A 25,872-nucleotide genomic window follows, 5' to 3' on the forward strand; every position below is an offset into this window, starting at 1 on the left:
CCCCCGTGCCCGCCGCGCCGCCTTACGGCGGCGCGGCTCAGGCCGGGGTCAGTTGATCGCCCAGCGCTGCAGGGGCGTTCCGGTGTCCGGCTGCTGGGTGACCGCGGCGCCGTCGGTGCCGGACGCGGTGGCGAGGACCAGGCCGCTCTTCACGGAGGCGACGGTGTACGTGCCGCCTGCCTGCCGTGTCACGGTCCAGCGCTGGTTGGTGCCGCCGGTGCAGGTCCACTGGATCACCTTGGCGCCGACGGCCGTCGCCCCGCCCTCGACGTCGGCGCACAGCCCCGACTCGGCGTTGGCGAGCTCGTAGGAGCCGTCGGTGCGTCGGGTGAAGCGCCAGGTCTGGTTGGCGCCGCCGTTCGGGCTCCAGGTGACGAGCTGGGTGCCGGGTGTCGTGCTGTGGCCGGGGTTGTCCAGCGCCTTTCCGCTCGCGGTGAGGGTGTGGTCGCCGTCGGGGATCGTGCCGGGGGCCTCGCCGACGGGTGTGAGGGTCAGGGTCTGCTCGTTCGCGGTGCGCGTCCCGCCCACCGCGTTGCCCGTGCTGTTGGTCCAGGTGCGGGTGGGTGTCGTCTCGACCAGCCGGTTCGAGGTGGCGGACAGGCCGATCACGAGGCCGCTGTAGCGGTTGACCAGTCGGTACGTCCCGTTCGGGGCGCCGTTCGTGGCGGAGGTGCCGGGGATGACGAACCACTGCTGCCCGACGCCGGGGCCGCCCGCCGGGGCCGCGGTGACCGTCGGCCTGGTGCCCCAGGCGCGGGTGCTCGTGGTGGCGGAGTCGACGCCGAGGAGCAGTCCGGTGGCGCCGTTGGCGATGCGGTACGAGCCGTCCCCGTTGGTGTGGAAGATCCACGACTCCAGGGCGGCGCCGGTGGCCGACGGCAGGGACGTCGTGGCCGTACCGCCGGTGACCTGGGCGAGGACGCGGCCGCTCGCGTCGGCGACGCGGTACGCCTTGCTCGTGTCGACGGGCGCGGCGGGTGCGGAGGTGTCGATCGCCAGGTTGACGTACTCGCTGGACGTTCCTCCCGAGCAGCCGAAGGAGCAGTAGGAGCGGAAGTTCCGGCCGACGATCCCGGAGCCGGTCCTGTTCACGCCGTCGAGGAACCAGCGGTACCACGACGCGTTCCGGTAGCTGCCGGTGTCGCCGAGACGGAACCACTTCTGGGTGGCGAGGTTGTCGGTGGCGTAGATCTCCTGGGGCGCGTTGCCGCTCTGGTCGACGGCCTGCGGCTCGCCGATGTACAGCCCCAGATGGGCGTTGTACGTGATGTCCATGACGAACAGGGGGGAGGTGGCGGGCATCGTGCCCGCCGCGACCTGCTGGCTCACGGTGCCGGGGTTCGCCGGGTCGTACTCGTCCCCGACGGGGGTGTAGCCGGTCCCGCCGGAGGCCCCGACCGGTGTCATGTTGCTCTCGCGGCCCCCGACACCGGGCTCGGTCCAGGCTCCGTCGTACCACTTCCTCCACGAGCCGGGCGCCATCTTGGCGGAGATGGGGGCGCGGGCCACGTGCGCGTGGAAGGCCTTCCAGCCGCCGTTCTTCTCCACGATTCGTGAGCCGTAGAAGGCGTAGAAGTAACCCGACGCGGTGTCGACGAACAGGCGCTGGTCGCCGTCGCCGTAGTGGTAGGTCTGCTGCGGGAAGGCCGCCGTGTCGCCCCGCCGGGTGCTGTACGGGGAGGTGATGACGTGGCTCTTGATGGTCCAGGTCCTGCCCTGGTCGGCGGAGACCGCGTAGTCGATCCCGTCGTAGTGGACGCCGTCACCGAACGGCTGCGGGGTGAACTCGTTGTGCACCAGGCCGTACCAGTCGCCGGTGTCCGGGTCGACCCACACCCCGGCCAGGTCGCAGAAGTTCCGCTGGGAGTATCCGGACCCGGCCGGCGGCGGGGTGGACTCCAGCCCGGTCGGGCTGTTGTTGCACCGCCAGGTCGTGTCGTTGTTCCTGTCATTGGCGTTCGTCGGGTTCACGGCGTCGCTGAGGGCGCTCGACCGGACGGCGGTGTCGAAGTTCGTGCCGGTGTAGAAGTTCCACTTGCGTTCCTGCGTCGCTCCGTAGAGCGCGTGGGCCTGCTGGAAGTAGAAGGTGCCGTCCTTGTCGATGTAGGTGGCGGCCGGGGTGTCGTCGGGGTGGGTCCACGATCCCTTCGCGCCGACGGTGACCTGGTACGTGGCGGCGGTGGCGGCCGCCGACGCGGAGGTGCCCGCCGATGCCGGCGGCGCCGCCGCGGCGCCCCCTCCGGCCACCGCGAGGGTGGCGGCGAGGGTCGCGGCGAGGACCGTACCGAGCAGACGTGTGCGAGGAGTTGACAACGGTTGCTCCCTGGGCTGGTCTCCGTGCGCCGCGCTCCACGACGGCGCATCCTTGCCGACCGGCGCCGCGCGCCCTGTGGGCGGGCAACGGTGGCTGGTTCCACAGAAGCGCGCGGTGGTCGGCCGTGCACATGGACGCTCGCCCACAGGGCTTGGATTTTCCGGCCGGAACGCGGCCGGCGTCCCGCGGGGGATGATGGGGAAGGAATGACGGAACGCGAGGTCAGGAGCTTCCATGGCGAAGCCGGTTCACCAGCCCCGTGAGGACGCGGAGTTCGATTTCATCCTCCGGATGAGCGGAGTCCCGGTCCTCGCCTACTTCATCGGGACGTGGCCCAAGGCCATCGAGCCCTGCCGGGCGATGGACCTCGTCGTGGGCGACGTCGCCGACGCGTACGCCGGCCGTCTGACGGTCGTACGCGCCGACATCACGCGCTGTCCGGCCGCGACCGAGCGGTACGGGATCACCGGAGCCCCGTCGTACGTCCTGCTGAGGGACGGCGAGGCGGTGGCGCACGGTACGGGTCCCATGACCGGCCCCGAGGTACGGGAACTCCTGGACGGCCACCTCTGAGAGACCGGGTGCGCCGGCACCGGGAGCGCCCCGTCGTCGCCGTCGCGCGGAGCGATGAGTTTCGGGTGGCCCCGCGGTCTGCCCTGCATGGAGAACACCTCACGCATGGAACGGATCGACCTGGGAGCGGCGGCGGAGCGTGTCGCCCGGCTCGCGGAGGGCATCGCCGACGAGCGGCTCGGCGACCCGACGCCCTGCCCCGAGTACACGGTGGGGACGCTGCTCGCCCACGTCGCCGGGCTCAGCGTCGCCTTCCGCGACGCGGCCAGCAAGCACTTCGGGCCGACGACCGACACGCCGCCCGGCTCGTCCCTGCCGGTGCTGGCGGACGACTGGCGGACGGCACTGCCGAAGGCGGTGGACGAGCTGGCCGCCGCCTGGCGGGAGCCGGACGCCTGGGAGGGTGACACACGGGCCGGCGGGATCGACCTGCCGGCCGCCGTCATGGGCCGCATCGCCCTGGACGAGCTGCTGATCCACGGCTGGGACCTGGCGCGGTCCACCGGCCAGGCGTACGAGGTGAGCGAGGAGGAACTGAGGGTGTCGGAGGCCCTGTTGACCCCGACCGACGACGCCTCCGGCGAAGGCTTCTTCGGCCCGATCGTCCCCGTACCGGCCGACGCCCCCCTCCTGGACCACGTGATCGGCCTCAGCGGCCGCCACCCCGACTGGCGCCCGGTCTGATCCGAAAGACAGGCTAGGGACGGCGGTGGTCCGATCGGGGCCGTACGTGGTCGACTGAGGCTCTTGTGAACGGACCACCCGCCCGGGGCGGGGAAGCGGGGAGACGTGGGAGACAGCGCGGTGGTGGTCAGGGGTTTCGCCGACGCACGTCGTACGGCGGTCGGAGCCCTGGTCTTGTTTTGCCTGATCAGCGGGTGCGGAACCCCGGCCGGCTCGGACGGCTCGGACGGAGGTCGCGTCGCGGCCGACGCGCCGAGCCGCTCGGCCGAGCAGAGCCCGCGGGTGGAGGTCAGGCGGGACAAGGGTCCGGTGCTGAGGCGGTTCCCGCAGCTGGGGAACATCACCGGCGTCGAGTGGGCCCCGGCTCCGCTCGGCAGCGGGTCCTCCCGGGTTCCCGGTCCCACCGACTTCCGGTTCTCCGGTGTGGCGACCCTCGCGAAGGCGGACGTCCAGCGCCTCCAGGCCGCGTACGACTGGGTGCCCGACCAGACGTCACCGTCCGTCCTGGAGGCCATCGCGCCCGAGGTGCCCGCGGGCACCTCGTGGCAGACGAGCGAGGGCTTCACCTCGGCGGTCACCGGCGACGTGTACCCGGCGGCCTTCCGGCTGGATCCCGCGACCGGCAACACAGCGCCACTCCTGTCAGGCACATGGGCTGCTGTCAAGGGTTCAAAGAGCCCGGCCGCCTGGCCACGTGTACCGGCCGACCGCCGGTGCTGGCAGACTCCGTCCCATGACCTCCGACTTCGACCCCCTACGCGCCCTCTCGGTGGTGCCGCTGACGGCCGACCACGCCGACGAGGTCGTCGGGATCTACCAGGCCGGCATCGACGAGGGCGACGCCACCTTCGAAACCACCGCTCCCACCTGGGAGCGGTTCGACGCGGCCAAGCTGCCCGAGCACCGCTTCGCCGCCGTCGACGCCTCGGGCAGGGTCCTGGGCTGGGTCGCGGCCACCAAGGTCTCCGACCGGTGCGCGTACGCCGGGGTGGTCGAGCACTCCGTCTACGTCCACCCCGACGCCCGCGGCCGGGGCGTCGCCGCCGCACTCCTGCAGGCGCTCGTCGCCTCCACCGAGGCGGCGGGGATCTGGACGATCCAGGCGGGGATCTTCCCCGAGAACACCGCCAGCCTCGCCGTCCACGCACGGGCCGGCTTCCGGGTCATCGGCACGCGCGAACGCATCGGGCGCATGAACGGCCGCTGGCGCGACACCGTCCTCGTCGAGCGCCGCAGCACGACCGTGGTGTGAGGGCGAAGCCGGCCCGGCGGAGTGCCGGGCCGGGCGGTCAGACCAGGCGGGTCAGGAGTTCGGCGAAGAGGCCGGGGCGGCCGAAGTAGCCGATGTGCGAGGTGGCCAGGGTGTGCACGTCGAACGGGTTGTGCGGGGTCAGCGCGTCCGCCTTGCGGATCATGAGGTCCTGGACGGGCGGGGTGAGGCTGCGGTCCTCGGAGAGACGGACGTACGTGTGCGGGACGCGTCCCCAGCCGTCGGCCCTGACCAGCGCCGCCGGTGCGAGGACCGCGTAGTTCTCGTCCGGGTCCAGGGAGTCGAGCAGCAGCCGGAACCGGTGGTCCGTCGCGTCGGCCATGACGGCGGCCTTCAAAGCGGCGAACAACTCCGGATCGGCGTGGGCGGCTCGCCAGTTCAGCCGTACGACACCGGGGTCGGACAGTTCCGTCGGCACGGCGATACGGGCCGCCGCGGCGTCCAGCAGGTTGTCGTCGACGGCGTCCCACGGCTCGGTGAGCATCGCCGGGTCGCTGAGGCAGAGCGCCGAGAGGTACACCACCCGGTGCAGCAGCCCGGGCGCCGCGTTGGCGACCGCGCTGACCGTGAGACCGCCGAGGCTGTTGCCGACCAGGACCACCGGACCGTGTGCGGCGATCCGGCGCAGGACGCCGACGACGTGCGCGACGTTGTCGTGCAGGGTGACACCGCTCATCGGGGAGGGGGCGGTGGCCAGCGCCGCGCTGTCCTGGGGGTGGCGGTAATACGCGGCGGGGCCGTCGGCCCGGTCGCCGTGGCCGGGCAGGTCGACGGCGTACGAGCGGTGTCCGAGCAGGGCCAGTTCGTTCTGCAGCGGGCCCCAGGCCTTGGCGTTGCTGGAGCCGCCGTGTACGAACACGAACGTGGGGCGCGGGTCTGCGCGCATGGTGAGGATCCTCGTCATCCAGAGGTGAGGTGAACGGCGGACGTGTGACCCGGGGTCGGCGACGGCCGACACGGCAGGGTCAGGACGCCGAACGGATGCGGCAGGACCGCCAGTTGTGGATGGCATGGCAACACATGCGGCCGACGCTAACAGGCGGGCACAGCGCCGGACGACCCGTTTTCCCACGACCGAGCGCGCCACGAGCCCGGCATCACCCGAAGCGCGCGGGGCCCGCAGGTGCCGGCCGGGGCCCGCCGAGGCCCGCCGGAAGCCCGGTGCGGCGACGCCCGCCCGGGCTCGACCGGCGAGTGGTACCGCAACGACGAGTGGTACCTCAACGACCGGCGTACGGCAGCAGGGCCATCTCGCGGGCGTTCTTGATGGCCGTGGCGAGATCCCGCTGCTGCTGGACGGTCACGCGGGTGACGCGCCGGCTGCGGATCTTGCCCCGGTCGGAGATGAACTTCCGCAGCAGATCGGTGTCCTTGTAGTCGATGTACGTGATCCCGGCCGCGTCGAGCGGGTTGGGCCGGGGCGTGGCGGGCTTGCGGGGGTCGGGACGTCGGGCCATGGGCGTGTCTCCTCGTACGGGCTCTTGTGGCGGTGTGATCAGGTGGTACGGGGTCAGGCGGCGTCGAGAAGAGAGTCGAAGGCGGCCGGGAGGTGCTTCCACGCCTCGCGCCCCGACCCGTACTCCTCGTCCGTCAGCAGGCAGGAGTCCAGGAGCCGTTCCAGCTCGTCCCGGTCGAGGCCGGGCGACGTGAACACCAGGTGCTGGCAGCGGTCGCCGTGGTCGGGGTGCCAGTCGAGCGCCGCAGCCGCCCGGCGCATGGGCGGGATCATCTCCCAGGCCGCGTCCGGCAGCGACGCCAGCCAGGGGCCGACGCTCTCGACGCACAGCGCTCCGCCGGCCGCGTCCCAGGCGAGCAGCGTGTCGGGCCGGTCGGCGAGCCAGAACCGGCCGCGGCTGCGGGCGGCGGCGCAGCACAGGTCTTCGAGCGCCTGGTAGAGACGCTCGGGGTGGAACGGCCGGTGGCGGCGCCAGACGAGCGTGGAGACGCCGGCCTCGTCGGCCTCCTGGGGCAGGAGGGCGCACGCGGGGTGCTGCGCCGCGGCGGCGGCCTCGACGTCGACGCCGGCGAACACCGCCCGGGCGAGTTCCGGGGACGCGGCCGGTACCCGGAGCGCGGTGGGGTGGAGCTGAGCGAGGAGGGCGCGGTCCTCGTCGTCGGCCTCGTCGTTGTCGACGACGGCGAGGACGGGGGCGTACTCCAGTTGGCGGGCCCAGGTGTCGCCGACGGTGCGCTGGTCGGTGGGGGCCGCCGCGAGGCCGGCCTCGGCCAGGTCGTCGCCGTTGGCGAGACAGGGCAGGACGAGCGCGGGGTCCACGGCGGTGATCACGCCAGTCAGCGCCAGCCGGTCTCCGCCGTGCCCCGCGACGACCTCGGCCATGGCCTTCGGTTCGACCGAGTCCCACAGTTCGACCACGGCGAGCCGGGTCAGGCCGGCGTCCGCCATCCGCTCCAGTTCGGGGACCAGGTCCTCGCGCAGTGCGCAGCACGCGCAGTCGTTGACCAGGGGCGTGTCGTCGCGGGAGACGGGGCCCGAGGCGTCGCTGATCACGCGGAGCACGGTGCCGTCGGGCGCTCCGGACAGGTCGTGGTGCAGTGCCACGCTGCCATGGACGGTGTGCAGGAGGCGCTCGACGACCTCCCGCCGCGCGTCGGCGTGCATGCCGGCGACGATCACCACGGGGAGCTTGCCTTCGTGGTCCATCAGCGGGCTCCGTAGCGGCGCTCGAAGCGTTCGACGCGGCCGGCGGTGTCGAGGACGCGTGCGGTGCCCGTGTAGAAGGGGTGGCTCGCGGAAGAGATCTCGACGTCGACGAGCGGGTAGGTGTTGCCGTCCTCCCAGTCGATGCTCTTGTCGCTGGTCATGGTGGAGCGGGTGAGGAACGCGGTGCCGGAGGCGGAGTCGCGGAAGACGACGGGTCCGTAGGCGGGGTGGATGCCGGGCTTCATGGCATGCCTTTCGGTGGTCGGGCGGGGGGTGGGGGCAGCGCTCCGCGGCGTGCCACCAGAGGAGTATATGGCAATGGTTTTCATTACCAAGACGGAGGTCTCAGGGCAGGAGCGACCGCTCCCGCCGGATTGATAATGGGATCCATTTCCATATAGCCTCGCCGCACCCCCTCCCCAGACCTCGAGGAGATCCCTGATGGCCGTCCCGAAGCGGAAGATGTCCCGCAGCAACACCCGCCACCGCCGCGCCCAGTGGAAGGCGACCACCCCCCAGCTCGTCCCCGTCACCGTGGACGGGTCGGTGTACCAGGTGCCGCAGCGCCTGGTGAAGGCGTACGAGCGCGGCCTGCTCCGGCCGGAGGGCTGAGCCCCATGACGCCCACCGAGCGGCTCCCCGTGACCGTGCTCTCCGGATTCCTCGGCGCGGGGAAGACCACCCTCCTGAACCACGTCCTCGGCAACCGCGAAGGACTGCGGGTCGCGGTCATCGTCAACGACATGAGCGAGGTCAACATCGACGCCGCGCTCGTGCGCGGCGGTGAGGCCGCCCTGTCCCGCACCGAGGAGCGGCTGGTCGAGATGACCAACGGGTGCATCTGCTGCACCCTGCGCGACGACCTCCTGGAGGAGGTCGACCGGCTGGCACGCGAGGGCCGGTTCGACCATCTCCTCATCGAGTCCAGCGGCATCTCCGAACCCATGCCGGTGGCCGCCACCTTCTCCTTCCCCCGGGACGACGGGGCCACCCTCGGTGACCTCGCCCGCCTCGACACGATGGTGACCGTCGTGGACGCCGCGAACTTCCTGCCGGAGCTGGACGGCGGCGACGAACTCGCCGAGCGCGGCCTCGCCCCCTACGAGGACGACGAGCGGACGGTCAGTGATCTCCTGGTGGACCAGGTCGAGTTCGCGGACGTCATCGTCCTGAACAAGCTCGACCTGGTCGGTCCTGACGAGGCCCGCCGGCTTCGCGCCACCCTCTCCCGGCTCAACCCCGAGGCGCGTGTCGTTCCCGCCGTACGCGGACGCGTGCCGCTCGAACAGGTCATGGGCACAGGACTGTTCGACGTCGAACGGGCCCAACAGGCCCCCGGGTGGGTCAAGGAGCTGAACGGCGACCACGTGCCGGAGACCGAGGAGTACGGCATCTCCTCGCTGGTGTACCGCTCCGGGCTGCCGTTCCACCCGGGCCGGCTGTGGACCTTCGTCACCAAGGGGATGGACAGCGGAACCTACGGGCGCGTGCTGCGCTCCAAGGGCTTCTTCTGGCTCGCCACCCGGCCCCGGGTGACCGGACTGTGGTCGCAGGCCGGCGCCGTCGCCCGGTTCGAGCCCTCGGGCGCCCGCGGCCCGGAGACCGCGCAGGGGCAGGAGCTGGTCTTCATCGGCACGGGACTGCGCGCCGACGCCCTGAGCGCGGCTCTGGACGCCTGCCTCCTGGCACCGGGCGAGCCCGTACCCGCCGACGACGCCTTCCCCGCGTGGGAGACGTACGGCATCGAGGACGCCTGCGAACACGAGGAGCGGGCGGCCTGAGGGCAGGCGCCACCCCGGCCCGGCGGCCGTCATCGGCGAGGTGAACGAGGCGCACCGTAACGACCGGTCCGCCACCCAGGGCCGCCCCGGTGACACGGGTGGCGCCGAACGAGTGAACTCGCCGGTCCGCGGGCAGGAGGGCGGGCCCTCGGCCGTGGGGGCCGGTGGTCAATGGCCGTCCGAGACCCGCGACCCGGAAGAGGCCTCCCTCGATGCGACGTACCCCCCACCGCCGGCTGTTCGCCGCGACGCTGCTCGTGGCGTCCGTGCTCGCCCCGATGGCGGCCACCCCCGCCACTCCCGTACACGCCGCTCCCGCATCCGCCGCCCGGCACGGTGAGGACGACTGCCCGCCGGGCGGTCTCGGCCCCGAGCTGACCGCCCGGCTGGACAAGTCGATCGAGGACGTCCGCAAGCAGGCGGGCATCCCGGGTGTCGTCGTCGGCCTGTGGATGCCGGGCAAGGGCAGCTACGTCCGTGCGACCGGGGTCGCCGACACCGCCACCCGGCAGCCGATGTTCGCCGACGGCTTCGTCCGGATCGGCAGCGAGACCAAGACCTTCACGGTCACCGCGCTGCTGGAACTCGTCGACGACGGCCGGGTGCGCCTCGACGACCCGATCTCGAAGTACGTCGGACACGTGCCGAACGGCCGCCGGATCACCCTGCGCCATCTGGCCGAGATGCGCAGCGGTCTGTTCCCGTACACCTCCGACCCCGACTTCGACCACGACCTGCTGAGCGACCCGCAGCGCTCGTTCACCCCGCACGAGGTGCTCGCGTACGGCTTCAAGCACAAGAACACCTTCAAGCCGGGCCAGAAGTTCGAGTACTCCAACACCAACCTCGTCCTGCTCGGCCTGGTGGTCGAGAAGGTCAGCGGCCACCGGCTCGCCGACTTCATCCACCAGCGGGTGCTCCGGCCCGCCCGCCTGCACCACACGCTGTTCCCGAAGGGCGCGGAGTTCCCCGAGCCGCACGCGCGCGGCTACACGGACCAGACGCTGAGCGGCGCGGTCGCCGACGCCACGGACTGGAACCCGAGTTGGGCGTGGGCGGCCGGTGCGATGATCTCGAACCTGCACGACCTGCGGCGCTGGGCGAAGGTCCTCGCCACCGGCGAACTGCTGAGCCCCGAGACCCAGGCGCAGCGGCTCAGGACGCTGCCGACCACCTTCCCCGGCACCCGCTACGGTCTCGGCATCTTCGAGACCAACGGATGGATCGGGCACAACGGCTCCATCCCGGGGTACGAGACGGTGACGGTCTACCTGCCGTCGAAGAAGGCCACCATGGTCGTCATGATCAACACGGACGCCCTCCACGAGGGCCAGGAGCCGTCCACCCTGGTCGCCCGTGCGATCACGACCATCGTCACGCCGGAGAACGTCTACGCGGGAGCGGTGGTGCCGCACTGATCGCACCGAAGGCGGCGGCAAACGAAGAGTGGCAAGGGGAGTACTCACCTCTTGCCACTCTTAACTTATAGCGCACAGGGGGGCTTGCGGCAAGGCCCCGGTGGTACCGCAGAATCGCTGATCTCAGCCATCCCCTGCAGAAATGGGAGTCCCATCCCGTGCGTGTGCTTTCGTCGGTGGACCAGTCGTACGGCACGAGCGCCTTCGACCTTCCCGACCGCCTCTCCCCCAAGGCCGACCCGGCGCTGATCGCCGGTGACGAGCAGCACTTCGCGGCCATCGCGAAGAGCCTCGACGAGTCGATCGCGGAACTCTCCGAGCGGCTGGACGCGACGCGCAGGGCGCCCGGCGGCGCGGGCCGGGAGGCGATGGACCGGGACGCGGAGATCCACCGGCTGACCGGCCGCCTGCGCACCCTGCGCCGCTTCGGCCTGGACCTGTGCCTCGGGCGCGTCGTCGGCGAGGACGGCAGCGAGCCCGTGTACGTCGGACGCCTCGGCCTCACCGACAGCACGGGGCACCGGCTCCTCGTCGACTGGCGCTCCCCCGCGGCCGAGCCGTTCTTCGCGGCCACCCACGCCCGCCCGATGGGGCTCGCCAGCCGCCGCAGGTACCGCTGGACCGCCGGCCGGATCAGCGACTACTGGGACGAGGTCTTCACCGCCGACGGCCTGGAGGAGCACGCGGCCCTCGACGACCAGTCCGCGTTCATCGCCAGCCTCGGCGGCAGCCGGTCACCGCGGATGCGCGATGTGCTCTCCACCATCCAGGCCGACCAGGACGCCGTCATCCGGGCGGGCTCGCGCGGCACGCTCGTCGTCGACGGCGGTCCCGGTACGGGGAAGACGGTCGTCGCGCTGCACCGCTCCGCGCACCTCCTCTACGCGGACCCGCGCCTCGGGCACCGCAGGGGCGGCGTGCTGTTCGTCGGCCCGCACCAGCCCTACCTGGCGTACGTCGCCGACGTCCTCCCCAGCCTCGGCGAGGAGGGCGTGCAGACCTGCACCGTGCGGGACCTCGTCGCGGAGGGCGCGAAGGCGGCCGTCGAGCGCGATCCGGAGGTGGCCCGCCTGAAGTCGTCCGCGGACATGGTGCGGGCGATCGAGGCGGCCGTCAGGTTCTACGAGGAGCCGCCGGCCCGGGGGATGACGGTCTCGACCGACTGGGCCGACATCCGGCTGACCGCCGACGACTGGGCCGAGGCCTTCGAGGCGCCGGAGGCCGGTACCCCGCACAACGAGGCGCGGGAGCAGATCTGGGACGAGCTGGGCACGATCCTCCTTGCCAAGCTCGACGGTGAGGTCCCGGAGGAGCAGTTCCGCAGGGCGCTGCGGCAGGACGACGAGCTGGCCGGGGCCCTGCACGGCGCCTGGCCGCTCCTGGAGGCCGCCGACCTCGTCGGAGACCTCTGGTCGGTCCCCGCCTATCTGCGCAGGTGCGCTCCCTGGCTCGACCGCGAGGACGTCCACAGGCTCCAGCGCGCGGACGCCCAGGCCTGGACGGTGTCCGACCTGCCGCTCCTGGACGCGGCGCGGCAGCGGCTCGGCGACCCGGAGGCGGCGCGGCGCCTGCGCCGGCAGCGGGCCACGGTCGCCGCCGAACGCGCGCGCATGGCCGACGTCATCGACAACGTGCTCGCGGCGGACGACGACGGCGAGGGCGCGGTGACGATGCTCCGCGGCCAGGACCTGAAGGACAGCCTGGTCGACGACGCCGCGCTGCCCGGCACCGAACCGGACCTGCTCGCCGGGCCGTTCGCGCACATCGTCGTGGACGAGGCGCAGGAACTGACGGACGCGGAATGGCAGATGCTGCTGCTGCGCTGCCCGTCCCGCAGCTTCACCGTCGTCGGGGACCGCGCCCAGGCCAGGAACGGATTCACGGAGTCGTGGGAGGAGCGGCTCGAACGCGTCGGACTCGACCGGATCACCGTGGCGTCGCTGAGCATCAACTACCGGACGCCGGAAGAGGTCATGGCGGAGGCCGAGCCGGCCATCAGGGCCGCACTCCCCGACGCCAACGTGCCGACGTCCGTCCGCGCCGCCGGCATCCCGGTCGTCCACGGATCCGTGACGGACCTCGACACGGTCCTCGACGACTGGCTCGCCGCCAACGCCGACGGGACCGCGTGCGTCATCGGCGCCCCCCGGTTCCGGCCCACGTCCCGCGTCCGGTCGCTGACCCCGTCGCTGTCGAAGGGCCTGGAGTTCGACCTCGTCGTCCTCGTCGACCCGGACGCCTTCGGCGAGGGGATCGAGGGAGCGGTCGACCGCTATGTCGCGATGACCCGCGCGACCCGGCAGCTCGTCGTCCTCACCAGTTCCTGATGAGTTCCCGACGCGGTCCCGACGAGCTCGTCACGGCGGGCTCGTCACGGGCGGGCTCGTCACGGCGGGCGGGCCCACGCCCGAAGGGGCGGCCGGGCCTGGCTCCGTGGGGCGAACCGGTGGGGTGCGTGGGCGCGCCACGGCCGATCCTGCGATGAGATGACGTATCGATGGGTTCATGACTCACACATGCGAACCCACCACGGCATCCGTTCCCGGCGACCCGGGCGTTCCCTGTGGGGAGTGCCCCGAGGTCGCGTCGCTCGTCGCACCGTACCTGCGCATCATCCGTTCCGCGCTTCCCCCCGTGGAGGCGGAACGATTCTTCGTACGGGCCCTGGACGCGCACGAGGAGGAACGGCGCCGGGACGGGGCGCTTCAGCTCGGGTTCAGCGCGTACCTCTGGGACGGTCTCGGTGACAGCTGGGGCAAGTCCCTGGCGCACACCTCCGCCTGGGAGGCCATGCAGGCCATCCGCCACCTCGTCCGCAAGGCGCCCCGCGCCGACCTCGCCGCCTACCTGCGCCTCGGGCTCCGGCACGCCCGCGAACTCGGCACCGGCTCCCCCGGCCGGACTCCGGTGGCCGTGGGCGCCTGACACCTCAGCGGCCGGGCCGCCCCGTCCAGGCGTCCGCGCCGGGGTCGGTGCCCTCGGCGCGGGACGCGAGCCGGTCGACGTAGTGCTGCCAGCCCTCGGCGTGTTCCTCACAGGCCTCCGTGGAAGGGAGGCCGCTGTGGATCAGCCGGAGGAGCGTGCCCTCCGGCTCGGCACGCAGGGTGATCTCGACCGTGCTGGAGCCGGGTGCCACGGGCGTCGGCCCCGACTCCCAGGTACCGGAGGCGGGTGCGGCGTCTGCGGGATCCGGCTCCCATCCCCAGCTGAAGACGATCCGTCCGGGCGGGTCGACGGTGATGAAACGGCCGGACGCGACGGCGGCGCCGGTGACCCGGGTGCGGTAGGAGCCGCCCGGCTCGAAGGAGAACGTGCCGTCGACGCCCATCCAGGACAGCCACTTCTCACGGTCGGAGAGCAGGCCGAAGACCGTCTCGGGGCGGGCGGCGATGTGCCGTTCCAGGGTGACCGTGTCCATGGGCGTCGGGAGGACCGAGGAGACGGAAGGGGGCGGGGAGACGGAAGGGGGCGGGGACTCCGTTGAGGCCGGAGGGACCAGAGGGGTCGGGGGAACGGGTGGGACGGGAGGGATCAGAGGGGTTGCAGGGTCGGGAGTGATCACGGGGTCTTGAGTGGTCGGGGGGCCCTGAGGGGTCGAAGGGTCCGGAGTGATCGGGGGCTCCGGAGGGATCGAGGGGTCCGGAGGACTCAGGGGGTCTGGAGGGTTCGTCATCAGGGCTTCTCGCTTCGCTCGCCCGGGGGACGGCCGCCCGGCGGCCCCCGCACATCCCGGTCCACGGCCCTGTCCGGAACCGCTCGGCCCCCTCCTTGCGCAGCGTAACCAGAGACGCGTCCGGCAGCACCTCGAGCCGCCGTGACCGCCGGTGGGCCCGTTCTCCGGACACGGAATGTCGAAACCTCGGGTGCAGGTCTGGACCCAAGGCTTGCCAGACGCTCATGTTTACGTAAACATGAGCGTACGCGCGAGACGCAGCGACGCAGCGCACCGCACCCCAGTACAGGAGTCGCCCACCCATGCCCGTTCTCCAGACAGACAAGGCCGGTTTCCTGCTCGACGGCCGACCCTTCCGGCTCCTGTCCGGCGGACTGCACTACTTCCGGGTCCACCCCGAACAGTGGGCCGACCGGCTGCGCAAGGCCCGCCTCATGGGCCTCAACACCGTCGAGACGTACGTCCCCTGGAACCTCCACCAGCCACGGCCCGACACCTTCCGCATGGACGGCGGCCTCGACCTGCCGCGCTTCCTCGACCTCGCCGCCGCCGAGGGCCTGCACGTGCTGCTGCGGCCCGGCCCGTACATCTGCGCCGAGTGGGAGGGCGGCGGCATCCCCTCCTGGCTGCTCGCCGAACCGGACATCCGGCTGCGCTCCCGCGACCCCCGGTTCCTCGCCGCCGTCGACGACTACCTCGACCGGCTCCTCACCCCGCTGCGGCCGTACCTCGCCTCGCGGGGCGGGCCCGTCATCGCCGTACAGGTGGAGAACGAGTACGGGGCGTACGGCGACGACACCGCGTACCTGGAGCACACCGCCGACTCCCTGCGCCGCCGCGGGGTCGACGTGCCCCTCTTCACCTGCGACCAGCCGGTGGACCTGGAGCGCGGCGCGCTGCCCGGCGTGCTCGCCACCGCCAACTTCGGCAGCCGTTCGGCCCACCACCTCGCCGCCCTGCGCGCCGCGCGCCCCGAGGGGCCGCTGATGACGACGGAGTTCTGGATCGGCTGGTTCGACCGCTGGGGCGCCCACCACGTGGTCCGCGACGCGGACCGGGCGGCCGAGGAGCTGGACGAACTCCTCGCCACCGGCGCCTCGGTGAACTTCTACATGTTCCACGGCGGCACCAACTTCGGCTTCACCAACGGCGCCAACGACAAGGGCACCTACCGCCCCACCGTCACCTCCTACGACTACGACTCCCCGCTCGACGAGGCCGGCGACCCGACGGCGAAGTTCACCGCGTTCCGCGAGGTCATCGCGAAGTACGCCCCCGTCCCGAGCGAGCCCGTACCGGCGCCCGGCCCCAAACTCGCCCTGCCGGCCGTCGCGTTGACGGACAGCGCCGCACTGCTGACGCACGCGGCCGCGCTCGCCCCCACGACCGTTGAGTCGCGCCGCCCGCTCACGATGGAGGAGCTGGAGCAGGACTTCGGCTTCGTCCTCTACGAGACCGCGCTGCCCGTCAGGGGCCCCGCGCTCCTGGAGATCGAGCACGTCCGCGACCGCGCCCAGGTCTTCGTCGACGGGCAGCCCGTGGGCGTGCTGGAGCGCGAGCAGCACGAGCACGCCCTGACGTTCACGGTGCCCCGGGCCGGCAGCGTCCTCACCGTCCTCGTCGAGAACCAGGGCCGGGTGAACTACGGCCAGGGCATCCACGACCGCAAGGGGCTGCCGGGCAAGGTCCTCCTGGACGGCGTCGAGCTCGTGGGCTGGACGAACCGCCCGCTGCCGCTGCCAGGGCCGGAGGGCATACCCTTCGCGCCCACCACGGCGACGCCCGTCGGCCCGGCCTTCCACCGGGGCTTCTTCGAGGTCACCGAAACCGCCGACTCCTTCCTGCACCTCGACGGCTGGACCAAGGGCAACGCCTGGCTCAACGGCTTCCCGCTGGGCCGCTACTGGTCCCGGGGCCCGCAGCGCTCGCTGTACGTCCCGGCTCCGGTGCTGCGTCCCGGCCGGAACGAGCTGGTCGTCCTGGAGCTCCACGGCGCCCACCGGGCCCGTACGGTCGCGTTCCGCGAGACGCCGGACCTCGGCCCCACGGAGGAGTAGGACCTCCCGCGAGCAGCCGTACGAAGGGGCCGGGCACCGATACGACATCGGCGCCCGGCCCCTTCGGGCGGTGCGGCGGTCCGTCAGCCCAGCCGCAGCTGCTGGTTCGCGCCGTCGTTGCAGGGGTACTGGCGCAGGGCCACCCCGTCGGCCGTGGAAGCTCCGGCCACGTCGAGGCACTTGGAGCTGTGGCGGGCGACCAGCGTGACATGGCCCGCGGCGGCCGTCCGCACCGCCCACTCCTGGTTCCGGCCGCCGTTGCACGCGTACTGGAACACCTGGGCGCCGTCGGCGGCCGAAGAGCCGCTGACGTCCAGGCACTTGCCGCTGTGCCGGGCGACGACGCTCACGTAGCCGGTCGCGGTGGGCCGGAGCGACCACTGCTGGTTCGCTCCGCCGTTGCACCCGTACTGCACGACGGACGAGCCGTCCGCGGTCGAAGCGCCCGACACGTCAAGGCACTTGGAGCTGTGCCGGAACACCGGGGTCTGCCAGGGGGCGGTCACGGCCGTACGGAACGTCCAGGACTGGTTGGTACCGGTGGTCGGCCGGTAGACGCCCGCCTCGGCCCCGTCGTGCGTCGCCGCGCCGAAGACGTCCAGGAGGAGTCCCGAGGCGCTGTTGACGAGGGTGGCGTGGCCGTCGCCCGTGGTCGAGAGCATCCACTGCTGCTCGGTGCCGGTTCCGGGGGCCGCGAAGCCCAGCGCGCCGGCGGAGACGGCGAGCGCCCTGCCCGTCCTGGCGTTGGTCACCCGGTACGCGGCCGTGCTGCTCCAGTCGTCCGCCGCGAACTTGGTGAACGTCCACTGCTGTGCGGTGTCCGCCGGGTTCGACGTGCGCTGCACCGGCAGGTCCGTACCCGCGACGGTGCTGACGGCGAGGGCCATCCCGCTGTGGTCGTTGAGGATCTGCCGGGCCGCGCCGACGGGCGCACCGGTGGCGGCGGCGTTCACTCCCGTGACGCCGGGGAGGACGAAGGTGGTGACGGAGCCCGCGCCGGCGGTGGTCCTCAGCGTCCGCCCCGCCGTGGTGAGGTCCGTGCCGCGCTGGACGTTCCGGGTGGCGTCGGTGGTGTACCGCTCGACGGTTCCGCCGACGGTCCGGAAGCCGTCGAGGTCGAGCGTGAGCTCGCGTGCGGTGCCACCGCGGTTGGTGTGGACGAGGACGAGTCCCTGGCCGCCGGGGCGGACCGCGGCGAGCGTGTCGGGGTCGTCGGTGGTGACGACCCGCGCGCCGGGCCGGACGAAGCGGCTGTACTGCGCCATCGCCCAGTACTTCTTGTTCTTGCGCAGCGGCTCGGTCGCGGCGTCGGTGGGGGTGAAGTCGGTCTGGATCAGCCCCCAGTTGGAGTTCTCGCGGTCCGGGGTCATGTTCTCGTAGTCCTCGACGGCCTGCCACAGGACCCAGGCGCTCGGCTCCAGCTCCCTGATGTCGTCGTTGATCCGGCGGGTCAGGTCGAGCGCGGGGCTCATGTCGGTGAAGCTCTGGCCGACGCTGCCGCCGAGGTCCACCTCGGACATCCACAGCGGGGTCCGCTCGCCCTTGGCGATGTCCCGGACCCCCGTGCGGCCGTTCGTCCCGTACGTGTGGGTGTTGACGCGTCCGACGGCGTCGCGGACGGCCGGGGCGTACTGCTCCCAGTTCGCCCGCGCCAGCGCCGGGTTGGTCTCGTCCATGGCGGCGATCGGGGTGGCGACGCCCCGGGCGTCGAGGGCCGCGCGCAGCGTCGTGATCATGCGGGCCTGTGAGGCGGGATCCCAGTGGGAGCCCTCCTGCCGGCCGCCCGCCTTCCAGTAGTTCGTGTTCGGCTCGTTCACCGGGGAGACGGAGTCGAAGGTGACGCCCGAGCCCTGCTCGGCGCGGCGGAGCGAGCCGGCCAGGTAGGCGGCGAACCGCTCGTACTGGTCGGAGCGGAGGTTGTCCTGCCAGGGATCCGTGGCGCCCGACACCAGCCCGCTGCGGGTCATGAAGTACGGCGCCGAGTTGGAGAACGCCTCGAAGGTGTCGGCGCCCCGGGCCTTGGCTGCGGAGAGCCACCAACGCTGATTGGCGTCGGCCTGGGCGTTCCAGTGGGCCGGGTTCTCCGGGTCCCACCAGTCGGGGGACTCGGCTCCCGGCCGGTTCCAGTAGCCGGGCACGGCGCCCCCGGCCCGCATGTAGGGGGTGGCCTCGGGGCTGTCGCCGCCGCCGATGTTGTAGCGGGCGACGGTGAAGCCGAGGCCGTCGGCGCCGTAGAGGGCGTCGGCGAGGGCGTTGCGCTGCGCGTCGGGCCAGCCGCCGGTGACGTTGGCGAACCAGGCGAGGGCAGTGCCCCAGCCCTCGAAGGCCGGCTGCTGGTAGCCGGGGTCGGGGCGGACGGTCAGCGCCTGCCCGGCGCTTTCGGCGGCCACGGAGGTCACGGGCGTGAGGCCGGTCGCGAGGAGCGCGGCCACGGCGGCGGCGCCCAGGACGGCACCGCTCCTGCGTACGCGCGTGGGGGGTCGTTCACGGGTGGGACGCAAGGTGGATCTCCATGAGTCGGCCGCGGGGCGGGCAGGCCCCGACGAGGGGGGTGGGGCCCGCCCGGTGCGGTGGGGCTTGGGGTTGGGGTTGGGGTTGGGGTTGGGGTTGCGGCTGCGGCTGCGGCTGCGGCTGCGGCTGCGGCTGCGGCTGCGGCTGCGGCTGCGGCTGCGGACGGTGTCAGGCGGCCGTGCGGACCCACTTCTGGTTGGCGCCGCCGTTGCACGTCCACTGGATGAGCGGCGTGCCGTCACTGGTGGACGTGTTCATGACGTCGAGGCACTTGCCGCTCCGCACGGCGGCCAGCTGCACGGTGCCGCCGGATCCGGTCACACTCCACTGCTGGGCGGTCGTACCGTCGCAGGGGTGCTGGACGATCCCGGCGCCGTCGGCGGTCGAACCGTCCCGCGCGGCAAGGCACTTGCCGCTGTACCGGGCCACGATCTGCACCCGGTTGTCCCCGGCGGACTTGAGCCAGAACTGCTGGTTGACGCTGTTCGCGCAGCCCCACTGGATGAGGGCGGCGCCGTCGGCGGTGGAACGGTCGGCCACGTCGGCGCACTTGCCGCTGTGCGAGGCGGTCAGCGTCTCCCACGTACCGAGGCCCCGCACCGTGCCGGCCGCCGTGTCCACGGAGATCTGCGGGGAGTAGTTCATCGTCATGGTGGTGGCGGTGGGGAACTCCAGCGGGAGCCAGACGTACTGGGAGTCGTTGACCGTCCCGCCCATCGAGTTGCCCCAGCGGTCGCCCATGTAGAGGTACGAGGTTCCCGAGGTGCCCTGCACGGGCAGGACGTACGCGGTCTGGGTGCCGTACGTCGTCCGGTCGCCGATGTCCTTCAGACCGCTCCAGGAACCGGTGACGCTGGACGCGGTGCCGTACTTCTGCTGGTTGGGGGACCAGCCGGTGGCACCGGAGGTGAGCAGGAAGTAGACGCCGCCGCGCTTGAACATCGCGGGGGCCTCCCGCCACTGGCCGGCCCACAGCTTCTGCACCTGGGCGTCGATGGCCGTGTAGTCCGGGGTCAGGCGGTAGACGTGCAGGTCCGCGTTCTCGTTGGCGGCGGAGATCATGTAGCCGGTGCCGTCGGTGTCGACGAACGTGGTGATGTCACGGGACATGTGCCCCAGCGGCCGGAAGCTGCCCTTCCAGGTGTAGTCGCCGTCGACGGTCGAGGAGACCGCGACCGCGGCCCGCGCCTCGTGGTAGTCGTGGGCGTTCTCCTTGTGCATCCACATCACGAACTGGCCGGTGGCCTCGTTGTGGACGACCTTGGGCCGCTCGATGTTGGCGCTCTGGAGCTCCGGGTGGGTCGCCTGTGTCAGGACGTGGTTGCGGAACTCCCACGTCTTCAGGTCGGTGGAGCGGTAGGCGGAGACGTACCGGAAGGTGTTGTCGGCGTTGCGGTTCTCGCCGAACCAGTAGTAGTGGTCGCCGACCTTGACGACCCCGCCGCCGTGGGCGTGGACGGGGTTGCCCTGCGGGTCGGTGAACTGGGTGGCGTTGGTGACGGTCACCGCGGCGGCGTGGGCCGTGCCGAGGCCGCCGAGAAGGGAGAGGAGGACGGCACAGAGCGCGGTGAGCGCCGTGAACGTCCCCGGGAAGGTGCGTCGCATGATCGCGTACCTCGTGGCTGGGGATGGAGTGAAGGCGGGCCGGCACGGACGCGCCTGGGGCGCGGGGAGCCGGCCGGAGCGTGATCGGGCACGCCGAGGGGACGCGTGCCGTGGGTGGCGTACGAACTGGGGGTGCCGTGGCGCTGTGGTGCCCTGGGAGATGGCGCGACGGAGGATGCCTTGGTGTCCCGGTCGCCATGTGACCGCCGTGTGACGCGGAGGTGCCACCCTTCCATGTTCGCGTTAACACGGGCGCTTCGGGGGAGAGTCTGGGAGGGGCGAATCGGACTGTCAAGGAGTCGGACGACATCCGTCGAGGGTTTGACCCACCCTCATGTTTGCGTCAACATGCACGCAGTACGGTTGCCCGCGCGCGCGGTCGGCCTACGGCCTGATTCACCTGGTCCAAGGGGCAGGCCCTGGTTCCCTGCGGAAGGTCGCGTACGTGGTGACGGAGAAGAGGCCGGCCGGGCAGACAGTGGAGGCCGGGCAGAGGGATGCGGCCGCGCGGAGAGGTACGGCCGCGCGGGGAGCGGCGGGAGCGGCGGTCGGACAGCAGGTGGCCGAGAAGCCGCCGGCGGCGGCGAAGAGACCGAAGTCCCCGCGCTCACGACCCGCCCGGCAGTGGCCCTCCATGGCCGACGTCGCCACGATGGCGGGCGTCTCCTCGCAGACCGTGTCACGGGTGGCGAACAACCGCGAGAACGTCGACGCGAGCACCCGACAGAAGGTCCTCTCCGCCATGCAGGTGCTCGGCTATCGCCCGAACACGGCGGCCCGCGCCCTGGTCACCGGCCGGTTCGGCGCCCTGGGCGTCGTCAGCTTCGACGTCGGCGCGCACGGCAACGCCCGTACGCTCGCCGCCATCGCCGACGCCGCCCGCGAGGCCGACTTCTCCGTCAACTTCATGGGTGTACGGGCGCAGACCGAGGCCGCCGTCCGCCGGGCGTTCCAGCATCTGATGCTGCAGTCGGTCGACGGCATCGTGCTCGTCGAGTCGCAGATGCTCGACACCCCCTCCCTCCATCTGCCGCCGTCCATGCCGGTGGTCGTCGCCGACGGCGACACCGGCCACCGCTATTCCAACGTCGACTTCGACCAAGCCCACGGCGCGCACAGCGTGGTGAGCCACCTCCTGGGCCTCGGCCATCGCACGGTCTGGCATCTGGCGGGCCCGCGCGACTCGTTCGCCGCGCGCCGGCGGGCCGAGTCCTGGCACCGGACCCTGGCGAACGCGGGCGCGCCCGTCCCCCCGGTGCTCTACGGCGACTGGTCGGCGGAATCCGGCTACCGGGCCGGCCTCGGCGTCGCCCGCCGCCCCGAGGTCACCGCCGTCTTCGCCGCCAACGACCAGATGGCCCTGGGGATGCTGCGGGCGCTGCACGAGTCGGGACGGGACGTACCCGGGGACATCAGCGTGGCCGGGTTCGACGACATCGCCGAGGCCGCGTACCTCCATCCGCCCCTGACCACGGTCCACCAGGACTTCGAGGTGGTCGGAAGGCACTGCGTCTCGCTACTGCTCGACCAGATCGAGGGCCGCACGGACGGCCCCCGTCGCCGGGCCGTCGAACCCGTCCTGGTGATCCGCTCCAGCACGGCGCCGCCGCCCCCGGGCGCGTCGGCGTGACGGGTCGGCGTGACCGCGTCGGCGTGACCGGGTCGGCGTGACCGGGTCGGGGTGACGGTCCGGTCGGGGTGACGGTCCGACGGGGCGGTCCGATGGGGCGGTCCGGCGGCGGGGATCGGGTATCCGATATCCAATATCGGATACCCGGTGCTCATCTTCGGTGTCCGATATCCAATATTCGAATCTTGTATCCGATATCAGAAGGGTCAGCGCCCCGCCCCTCAACCCCGCCCCGGCACCCCCGTGCTCGCCCGCTCCACGAGTACCGTCGGGACGAGCCGTACCCCTGTCACGGTCTCCCCGCGCAGTTCGCGCAGCACCGCGTCCACGCACCACTCCCCCACCTGCGCGAAGTCCTGGCGCACGGTCGTCAGCGGCGGGATGAAGGAGGACGCCTCCGCGATGTCGTCGAAGCCGACGACGCTCACGTCCTCCGGTACGCGCCTGCCCTGTTCGTGGAGGGCTCGGAGCACGCCTAGGGCCATCTGGTCGTTGGCCACGAACACCGCCCGGCAGTCGGTTTCGGCGGCGAGCCGCAGGCCCGCCTCGTAGCCGGACTCGGCGGTCCAGTCGCCTCGAAGAAGCGGGGGCACCTGCCGTCCCTCCTCGCGCAGGGCGGCCTGCCAGGCCTCCGCGCGGCGGCCCGCCGCGAAGGACTCCTCGGGTCCTGCCACGTGCCAGACCGTGGCGTGGCCGAGGTCGAGCAGGTGCCGGACGGCCGCCCGGGCGCCCTGTCGCTGATCGGTGTCCACGACGGGGAAGCGGCCGGTGGCGTCGGAGTCGACCACGACGACCTTGACGTGCGGAGGGAGGGTGAGAGCCGCGGTGTCGAGCAGGTGGACCTCCATGATGAGGACGACGGCGTCGACGGCGAGTTCGTCGAGCCGGGTGAAGGCGCCCTTCACGTTGTCCTGGGTCGGCGCGTCGAGCGGGATGAGGGTGACGGCGTATCCCGCGCGGGAGGCGGATCCGGCGATGGCCTCCAGGGTGCGGACGTTGCCCGTGCTGGACAGGCCCATGGTGATCACGCCGATGGCGCGGAACTCGCCGCGCTTGAGGGCGCGGGCCGCGCTGTTGGGCCGGTAGCCGAGCTGTTTCATGGCGTCCAGCACCTTGGCGCGGGTGCTCTCGACGACGGCCGCGTCGCCGTTGGAGACGCGGGAGACGGTCTGCGAGGAGACCCCCGCGAGCTGGGCGACGTCCGCCATGGAGACCCGCTTCGGTCTGCCCCGCACCCCGCGCGGCCCGTCACTCCCGGCCGCCGCCGACCGGCCGCCCGCAGCACTTCCGGCCGCCCCCGACCGGCCGGCCGCACTCCCGCCCGCAGCGCTACCAGCCGCCGCTGAGCGGTCGGCCGCAGCCCCGCCCGCAGCACTTCCGGCCGCCCCCGAACGCCCGCCCGCGGTCTCGGCCGCGCGCGCGGCCGAACCCCCGGCCGCACCCCCACCCGTGGGCCCGTCCGCACCCGCGCCCACAGCCCCTGCCGTACTCCCCGCCATGTCCTTCTCCGCCACCGATTCCCTCTCATTCGCCGCTGCTTCACGCTTGACGCCCCCCAGCGGGAGTGTCACCATCACGCTACCGATGATTACGTAAACATTTCTCGTCGGCCAGCCCTCGCGAGGCCGGTTCCCGGCCGCCAGGCCCGTACGTCTCGCTCACATCCCACCTCGTCCTCCTCCTGCACCGCTCCCGTCTCCGGACCGCTCGGTCACCGACGCAAGGACCCCCGCCATGACGCTCCTGTCGACGCGCGCTACGGCAGCACCACCGCCCCGCCCACGAGCCCGTTTCCGTCTCCGCAAGGAGGCCCTCGTGGGCTGGGGCTTCGCCGGCCCGTTCGTCGCGGTCTTCGGCCTGGTGTTCCTCGCGCCGATCGGATACGCCCTCTATCTGAGCCTCTTCCAGGACCGGCTCATCGGCGGCACCTCCTTCGTCGGCCTCGACAACTACGGCAAAGCGCTCACCGACCCCCGCTTCTGGGAGGGACTGACCCGCGTCGGCCTCTTCCTCCTGGTCCAGGTGCCGGTCATGCTGGGCATCGCCCTCTTCGCGGCCCTCGCGATCGACAGCGGCCGCCTCTACGGCAAGACCTTCTTCCGCGTCGCGATCTTCCTCCCCTACGCCGTCCCCGCCGTCGTCGCCAGCCTCATCTGGGGCTTCATGTACGGCACGCAGTTCGGCCTCGTCGGCAACATCAACGACGCCTTCGGCGTCACGCTGCCGAACCCGCTCTCCCCCTCCCTGGTCCTCGCCTCCATCGGCAACATCGTGACCTGGGAGTTCGTCGGCTACAACATGCTGATCTTCTACTCCGCGCTCAAGGTCGTGCCCCGCTCGCTCTACGAGGCCGCCGCCATCGACGGCGCGGGCGAGTGGCGGGTCGTCACCGCCATCAAACTGCCGGCCATCCGCAGCGCGCTCGTCATCGCCACCATCTTCTCGATCATCGGCAGCTTCCAGCTCTTCAACGAGCCCAGCATCCTCCAGAAGCTCGCCCCCAACGCGATCACCAGCGACTTCACCCCCAACGTCTACACCTACTCGCTGTCCTTCTCCGGCCAGCAGCACAACTACGCGGCGACCGTGGCGATCGTGATGGGTGTCCTCACGGCGATCATCGCCTACGCGGTCCAGCTGCGCGGCATGCGGAAGGGCTGACCCGATGACCACCTCCCTCCCCACGGCGGCCCCCGGCTCCGCCGAACCGGCCGGCCGCACCCCGGCGGCCTCCACCCGGGCCGCGTCCGGCACCACCACGTCGAAGCGCCGTGAGCGGCGGCTCCCGCACACCCCGCTCAACCCCCGCCCGAGCATCCCGCTGACCCTCGTGGCCGGTCTGGTCCTCGTCTACACCCTGCTCCCGCTCGCCTGGCTGGTCGTCAACGCCACCAAGGACCAGAACGGACTGCTCGACTCCTTCGGGCTGTGGTTCGCCGACGACACCCACTTCTGGGACAACATCGGCCGCACCCTCACCTACGACGACGGCGTCTTCGTCCGCTGGCTGCTCAACACCCTGCTGTACGTCACCGCCGGCGCGGGCGGCGCCACCGTCCTCGCCGTCCTCGGGGGCTACGCGCTCGCCACGTACGACTTCCCCGGCCGCAGAGCCGTCTTCGCCGTGGTCCTCGGCGCGGTGGCCGTCCCCGGTACCGCCCTCGCCGTCCCGACCTTCCTCATGTTCAGCAACATGGGGCTGACGAACACCCCGTGGGCGGTGATCATCCCGTCCCTGATCTCGCCCTTCGGGCTCTACCTGATGTGGGTGTTCGCCGCCGAGGCCGTCCCGACGGAACTCCTCGAAGCCGCCCGCATCGACGGCTCCGGGGAACTGCGCACCTTCTTCACGATCGCGCTGCCGCTGCTGATGCCCGGCACCGTCACCGTCCTGCTGTTCTCGATGGTCGCGACCTGGAACAACTACTTCCTACCGCTGATCATGATCAAGGACCCCGACTGGTACCCCCTGACCCTCGGCCTCAACGCCTGGAACGCCCAGGCGCAGACCGCCGGCGGCCAGGCCGTGTTCGACCTCATCATCACGGGCTCCCTGCTGACGATCGTCCCGATCGTGGCCGTCTTCCTGCTGCTCCAGCGGTACTGGCAGTCCGGCCTGGCCGCGGGGAGCGTCAAGGAATGACCGCCCGTCCCTGACCCACCCCCTCTCGGAAGCCCCCTCCCAGGAAGTCCC

General features: G+C 72.0%; 21 protein-coding genes. 12 read left to right on the forward strand and 9 right to left on the reverse strand.

Features of this window, described 5'->3' with window-relative positions:
* Positions 1-48: 48 nt before the first annotated feature.
* On the reverse strand, positions 49-2,313 hold the full coding sequence (locus IO20_RS0130695; RefSeq protein WP_030555893.1) for an RICIN domain-containing protein: 2,265 nt from the start codon (positions 2,311-2,313) through the stop codon (positions 49-51).
* Between the two features lie 235 nt (positions 2,314-2,548).
* Here IO20_RS0130695 and IO20_RS0130700 point away from each other — a divergent pair, with 235 nt between their 5' ends.
* From IO20_RS0130700 to IO20_RS0130710, 3 genes are all read left to right on the forward strand, one after another.
* Positions 2,549-2,887, forward strand: coding sequence for a thioredoxin family protein (locus IO20_RS0130700; RefSeq protein ID WP_030555895.1), 339 nt, complete (start codon positions 2,549-2,551; stop codon positions 2,885-2,887).
* Positions 2,888-2,992: 105 nt separating this feature from the next.
* Entirely contained in the window at positions 2,993-3,571 is a 579-nt protein-coding gene (locus IO20_RS0130705) for a TIGR03086 family metal-binding protein (protein ID WP_078946249.1), read from the forward strand.
* A gap of 733 nt (positions 3,572-4,304) precedes the next feature.
* On the forward strand, positions 4,305-4,823 hold the full coding sequence (locus IO20_RS0130710; RefSeq protein WP_030555899.1) for a GNAT family N-acetyltransferase: 519 nt from the start codon (positions 4,305-4,307) through the stop codon (positions 4,821-4,823).
* A gap of 37 nt (positions 4,824-4,860) precedes the next feature.
* Here the strand turns inward: IO20_RS0130710 and IO20_RS0130715 are convergent, their stop codons facing one another.
* From IO20_RS0130715 to IO20_RS0130730, 4 genes are all read right to left on the reverse strand, one after another.
* Positions 4,861-5,727: an alpha/beta hydrolase gene (locus IO20_RS0130715; RefSeq protein WP_030555901.1), complete on the reverse strand. Its 867-nt coding sequence runs from the start codon at positions 5,725-5,727 to the stop codon at positions 4,861-4,863.
* A gap of 334 nt (positions 5,728-6,061) precedes the next feature.
* Positions 6,062-6,298 carry a 30S ribosomal protein S18 gene (rpsR, locus tag IO20_RS0130720; protein ID WP_030555903.1) on the reverse strand — a complete coding sequence of 79 codons (237 nt, stop codon included), beginning with the start codon at positions 6,296-6,298 and terminating at the stop codon, positions 6,062-6,064.
* Positions 6,299-6,351: 53 nt separating this feature from the next.
* The gene (locus IO20_RS0130725) at positions 6,352-7,503 is read right to left on the reverse strand and encodes a CobW family GTP-binding protein (RefSeq protein WP_030555905.1); all 1,152 of its coding nucleotides are present in this window, start codon (positions 7,501-7,503) and stop codon (positions 6,352-6,354) included.
* Entirely contained in the window at positions 7,503-7,748 is a 246-nt protein-coding gene (locus IO20_RS0130730; protein ID WP_030223408.1) for a type B 50S ribosomal protein L31, read from the reverse strand. Before IO20_RS0130730 ends, IO20_RS0130725 begins: the two co-directional genes overlap by 1 nt.
* 196 nt (positions 7,749-7,944) lie before the next feature.
* On the opposite strand from IO20_RS0130730, the gene rpmF reads away from it, so the two are divergent.
* From rpmF to IO20_RS0130755, 5 genes are all read left to right on the forward strand, one after another.
* A complete protein-coding gene (rpmF, locus tag IO20_RS0130735; RefSeq protein WP_030223410.1) occupies positions 7,945-8,115 on the forward strand; it encodes a 50S ribosomal protein L32 in 171 nt (56 codons plus the stop codon).
* A 5-nt stretch (positions 8,116-8,120) separates the two neighbouring features.
* Positions 8,121-9,284 carry a GTP-binding protein gene (locus IO20_RS0130740; protein ID WP_030555907.1) on the forward strand — a complete coding sequence of 388 codons (1,164 nt, stop codon included), beginning with the start codon at positions 8,121-8,123 and terminating at the stop codon, positions 9,282-9,284.
* 212 nt (positions 9,285-9,496) lie between these two features.
* Positions 9,497-10,702, forward strand: coding sequence for a serine hydrolase domain-containing protein (locus tag IO20_RS0130745; RefSeq protein WP_030555909.1), 1,206 nt, complete (start codon positions 9,497-9,499; stop codon positions 10,700-10,702).
* A gap of 158 nt (positions 10,703-10,860) precedes the next feature.
* Positions 10,861-13,029 carry an RNA polymerase recycling motor ATPase HelR gene (gene helR / locus IO20_RS0130750; RefSeq protein ID WP_211270446.1) on the forward strand — a complete coding sequence of 723 codons (2,169 nt, stop codon included), beginning with the start codon at positions 10,861-10,863 and terminating at the stop codon, positions 13,027-13,029.
* Between the two features lie 178 nt (positions 13,030-13,207).
* Complete coding sequence (locus tag IO20_RS0130755) at positions 13,208-13,627, forward strand: hypothetical protein (protein WP_030555912.1); 420 nt, start codon at positions 13,208-13,210, stop codon at positions 13,625-13,627.
* Between the two features lie 4 nt (positions 13,628-13,631).
* Here the strand turns inward: IO20_RS0130755 and IO20_RS0130760 are convergent, their stop codons facing one another.
* Positions 13,632-14,120 carry an SRPBCC family protein gene (locus tag IO20_RS0130760; RefSeq protein ID WP_030555948.1) on the reverse strand — a complete coding sequence of 163 codons (489 nt, stop codon included), beginning with the start codon at positions 14,118-14,120 and terminating at the stop codon, positions 13,632-13,634.
* 557 nt (positions 14,121-14,677) lie between these two features.
* On the opposite strand from IO20_RS0130760, the gene IO20_RS0130765 reads away from it, so the two are divergent.
* Positions 14,678-16,432: a glycoside hydrolase family 35 protein gene (locus tag IO20_RS0130765; protein WP_030555914.1), complete on the forward strand. Its 1,755-nt coding sequence runs from the start codon at positions 14,678-14,680 to the stop codon at positions 16,430-16,432.
* Between the two features lie 83 nt (positions 16,433-16,515).
* Here IO20_RS0130765 and IO20_RS0130770 read toward each other — a convergent pair whose 3' ends face one another.
* Positions 16,516-18,933 carry an RICIN domain-containing protein gene (locus tag IO20_RS0130770; RefSeq protein WP_030555916.1) on the reverse strand — a complete coding sequence of 806 codons (2,418 nt, stop codon included), beginning with the start codon at positions 18,931-18,933 and terminating at the stop codon, positions 16,516-16,518.
* A 178-nt stretch (positions 18,934-19,111) separates the two neighbouring features.
* Positions 19,112-20,548 carry an RICIN domain-containing protein gene (locus tag IO20_RS0130775; protein ID WP_030555917.1) on the reverse strand — a complete coding sequence of 479 codons (1,437 nt, stop codon included), beginning with the start codon at positions 20,546-20,548 and terminating at the stop codon, positions 19,112-19,114.
* A 634-nt stretch (positions 20,549-21,182) separates the two neighbouring features.
* On the opposite strand from IO20_RS0130775, the gene IO20_RS0130780 reads away from it, so the two are divergent.
* A complete protein-coding gene (locus IO20_RS0130780; RefSeq protein ID WP_030555919.1) occupies positions 21,183-22,178 on the forward strand; it encodes a LacI family DNA-binding transcriptional regulator in 996 nt (331 codons plus the stop codon).
* Between the two features lie 221 nt (positions 22,179-22,399).
* On the opposite strand, the gene IO20_RS0130785 is transcribed toward IO20_RS0130780, so the two are convergent.
* The gene (locus IO20_RS0130785; RefSeq protein ID WP_030555921.1) at positions 22,400-23,386 is read right to left on the reverse strand and encodes a LacI family DNA-binding transcriptional regulator; all 987 of its coding nucleotides are present in this window, start codon (positions 23,384-23,386) and stop codon (positions 22,400-22,402) included.
* 526 nt (positions 23,387-23,912) lie between these two features.
* Between IO20_RS0130785 and IO20_RS0130790 the strand changes: the two genes are divergently transcribed.
* On the forward strand, positions 23,913-24,839 hold the full coding sequence (locus tag IO20_RS0130790) for a carbohydrate ABC transporter permease (RefSeq protein ID WP_030223173.1): 927 nt from the start codon (positions 23,913-23,915) through the stop codon (positions 24,837-24,839).
* 4 nt (positions 24,840-24,843) lie between these two features.
* The gene (locus IO20_RS0130795) at positions 24,844-25,821 is read left to right on the forward strand and encodes a carbohydrate ABC transporter permease (RefSeq protein WP_030555923.1); all 978 of its coding nucleotides are present in this window, start codon (positions 24,844-24,846) and stop codon (positions 25,819-25,821) included.
* Positions 25,822-25,872 lie beyond the last annotated feature (51 nt).

This window comes from Streptomyces exfoliatus (genome assembly GCF_000725545.1).
GTDB lineage: Bacteria > Actinomycetota > Actinomycetes > Streptomycetales > Streptomycetaceae > Streptomyces > Streptomyces exfoliatus.

Bases quoted from the DNA above. Each gene is read 5' to 3' on its own strand.
- IO20_RS0130700 (WP_030555895.1), top strand. From the start codon at position 2,549: ATGGCGAAGCCGGTTCACCAGCCCCGTGAGGACGCGGAGTTCGATTTC.
- IO20_RS0130705 (WP_078946249.1), top strand. From the start codon at position 2,993: ATGGAACGGATCGACCTGGGAGCGGCGGCGGAGCGTGTCGCCCGGCTC.
- IO20_RS0130710 (WP_030555899.1), top strand. From the start codon at position 4,305: ATGACCTCCGACTTCGACCCCCTACGCGCCCTCTCGGTGGTGCCGCTG.
- IO20_RS0130715 (WP_030555901.1), bottom strand. From the start codon at position 5,727: ATGCGCGCAGACCCGCGCCCCACGTTCGTGTTCGTACACGGCGGCTCC.
- rpsR (WP_030555903.1), bottom strand. From the start codon at position 6,298: ATGGCCCGACGTCCCGACCCCCGCAAGCCCGCCACGCCCCGGCCCAAC.
- IO20_RS0130725 (WP_030555905.1), bottom strand. From the start codon at position 7,503: ATGGACCACGAAGGCAAGCTCCCCGTGGTGATCGTCGCCGGCATGCAC.
- IO20_RS0130730 (WP_030223408.1), bottom strand. From the start codon at position 7,748: ATGAAGCCCGGCATCCACCCCGCCTACGGACCCGTCGTCTTCCGCGAC.
- rpmF (WP_030223410.1), top strand. From the start codon at position 7,945: ATGGCCGTCCCGAAGCGGAAGATGTCCCGCAGCAACACCCGCCACCGC.
- IO20_RS0130740 (WP_030555907.1), top strand. From the start codon at position 8,121: ATGACGCCCACCGAGCGGCTCCCCGTGACCGTGCTCTCCGGATTCCTC.
- IO20_RS0130745 (WP_030555909.1), top strand. From the start codon at position 9,497: ATGCGACGTACCCCCCACCGCCGGCTGTTCGCCGCGACGCTGCTCGTG.
- IO20_RS0130755 (WP_030555912.1), top strand. From the start codon at position 13,208: ATGACTCACACATGCGAACCCACCACGGCATCCGTTCCCGGCGACCCG.
- IO20_RS0130760 (WP_030555948.1), bottom strand. From the start codon at position 14,120: ATGGACACGGTCACCCTGGAACGGCACATCGCCGCCCGCCCCGAGACG.
- IO20_RS0130765 (WP_030555914.1), top strand. From the start codon at position 14,678: ATGCCCGTTCTCCAGACAGACAAGGCCGGTTTCCTGCTCGACGGCCGA.
- IO20_RS0130775 (WP_030555917.1), bottom strand. From the start codon at position 20,548: ATGCGACGCACCTTCCCGGGGACGTTCACGGCGCTCACCGCGCTCTGT.
- IO20_RS0130780 (WP_030555919.1), top strand. From the start codon at position 21,183: ATGGCCGACGTCGCCACGATGGCGGGCGTCTCCTCGCAGACCGTGTCA.
- IO20_RS0130785 (WP_030555921.1), bottom strand. From the start codon at position 23,386: ATGGCGGACGTCGCCCAGCTCGCGGGGGTCTCCTCGCAGACCGTCTCC.
- IO20_RS0130790 (WP_030223173.1), top strand. From the start codon at position 23,913: ATGACGCTCCTGTCGACGCGCGCTACGGCAGCACCACCGCCCCGCCCA.
- IO20_RS0130795 (WP_030555923.1), top strand. From the start codon at position 24,844: ATGACCACCTCCCTCCCCACGGCGGCCCCCGGCTCCGCCGAACCGGCC.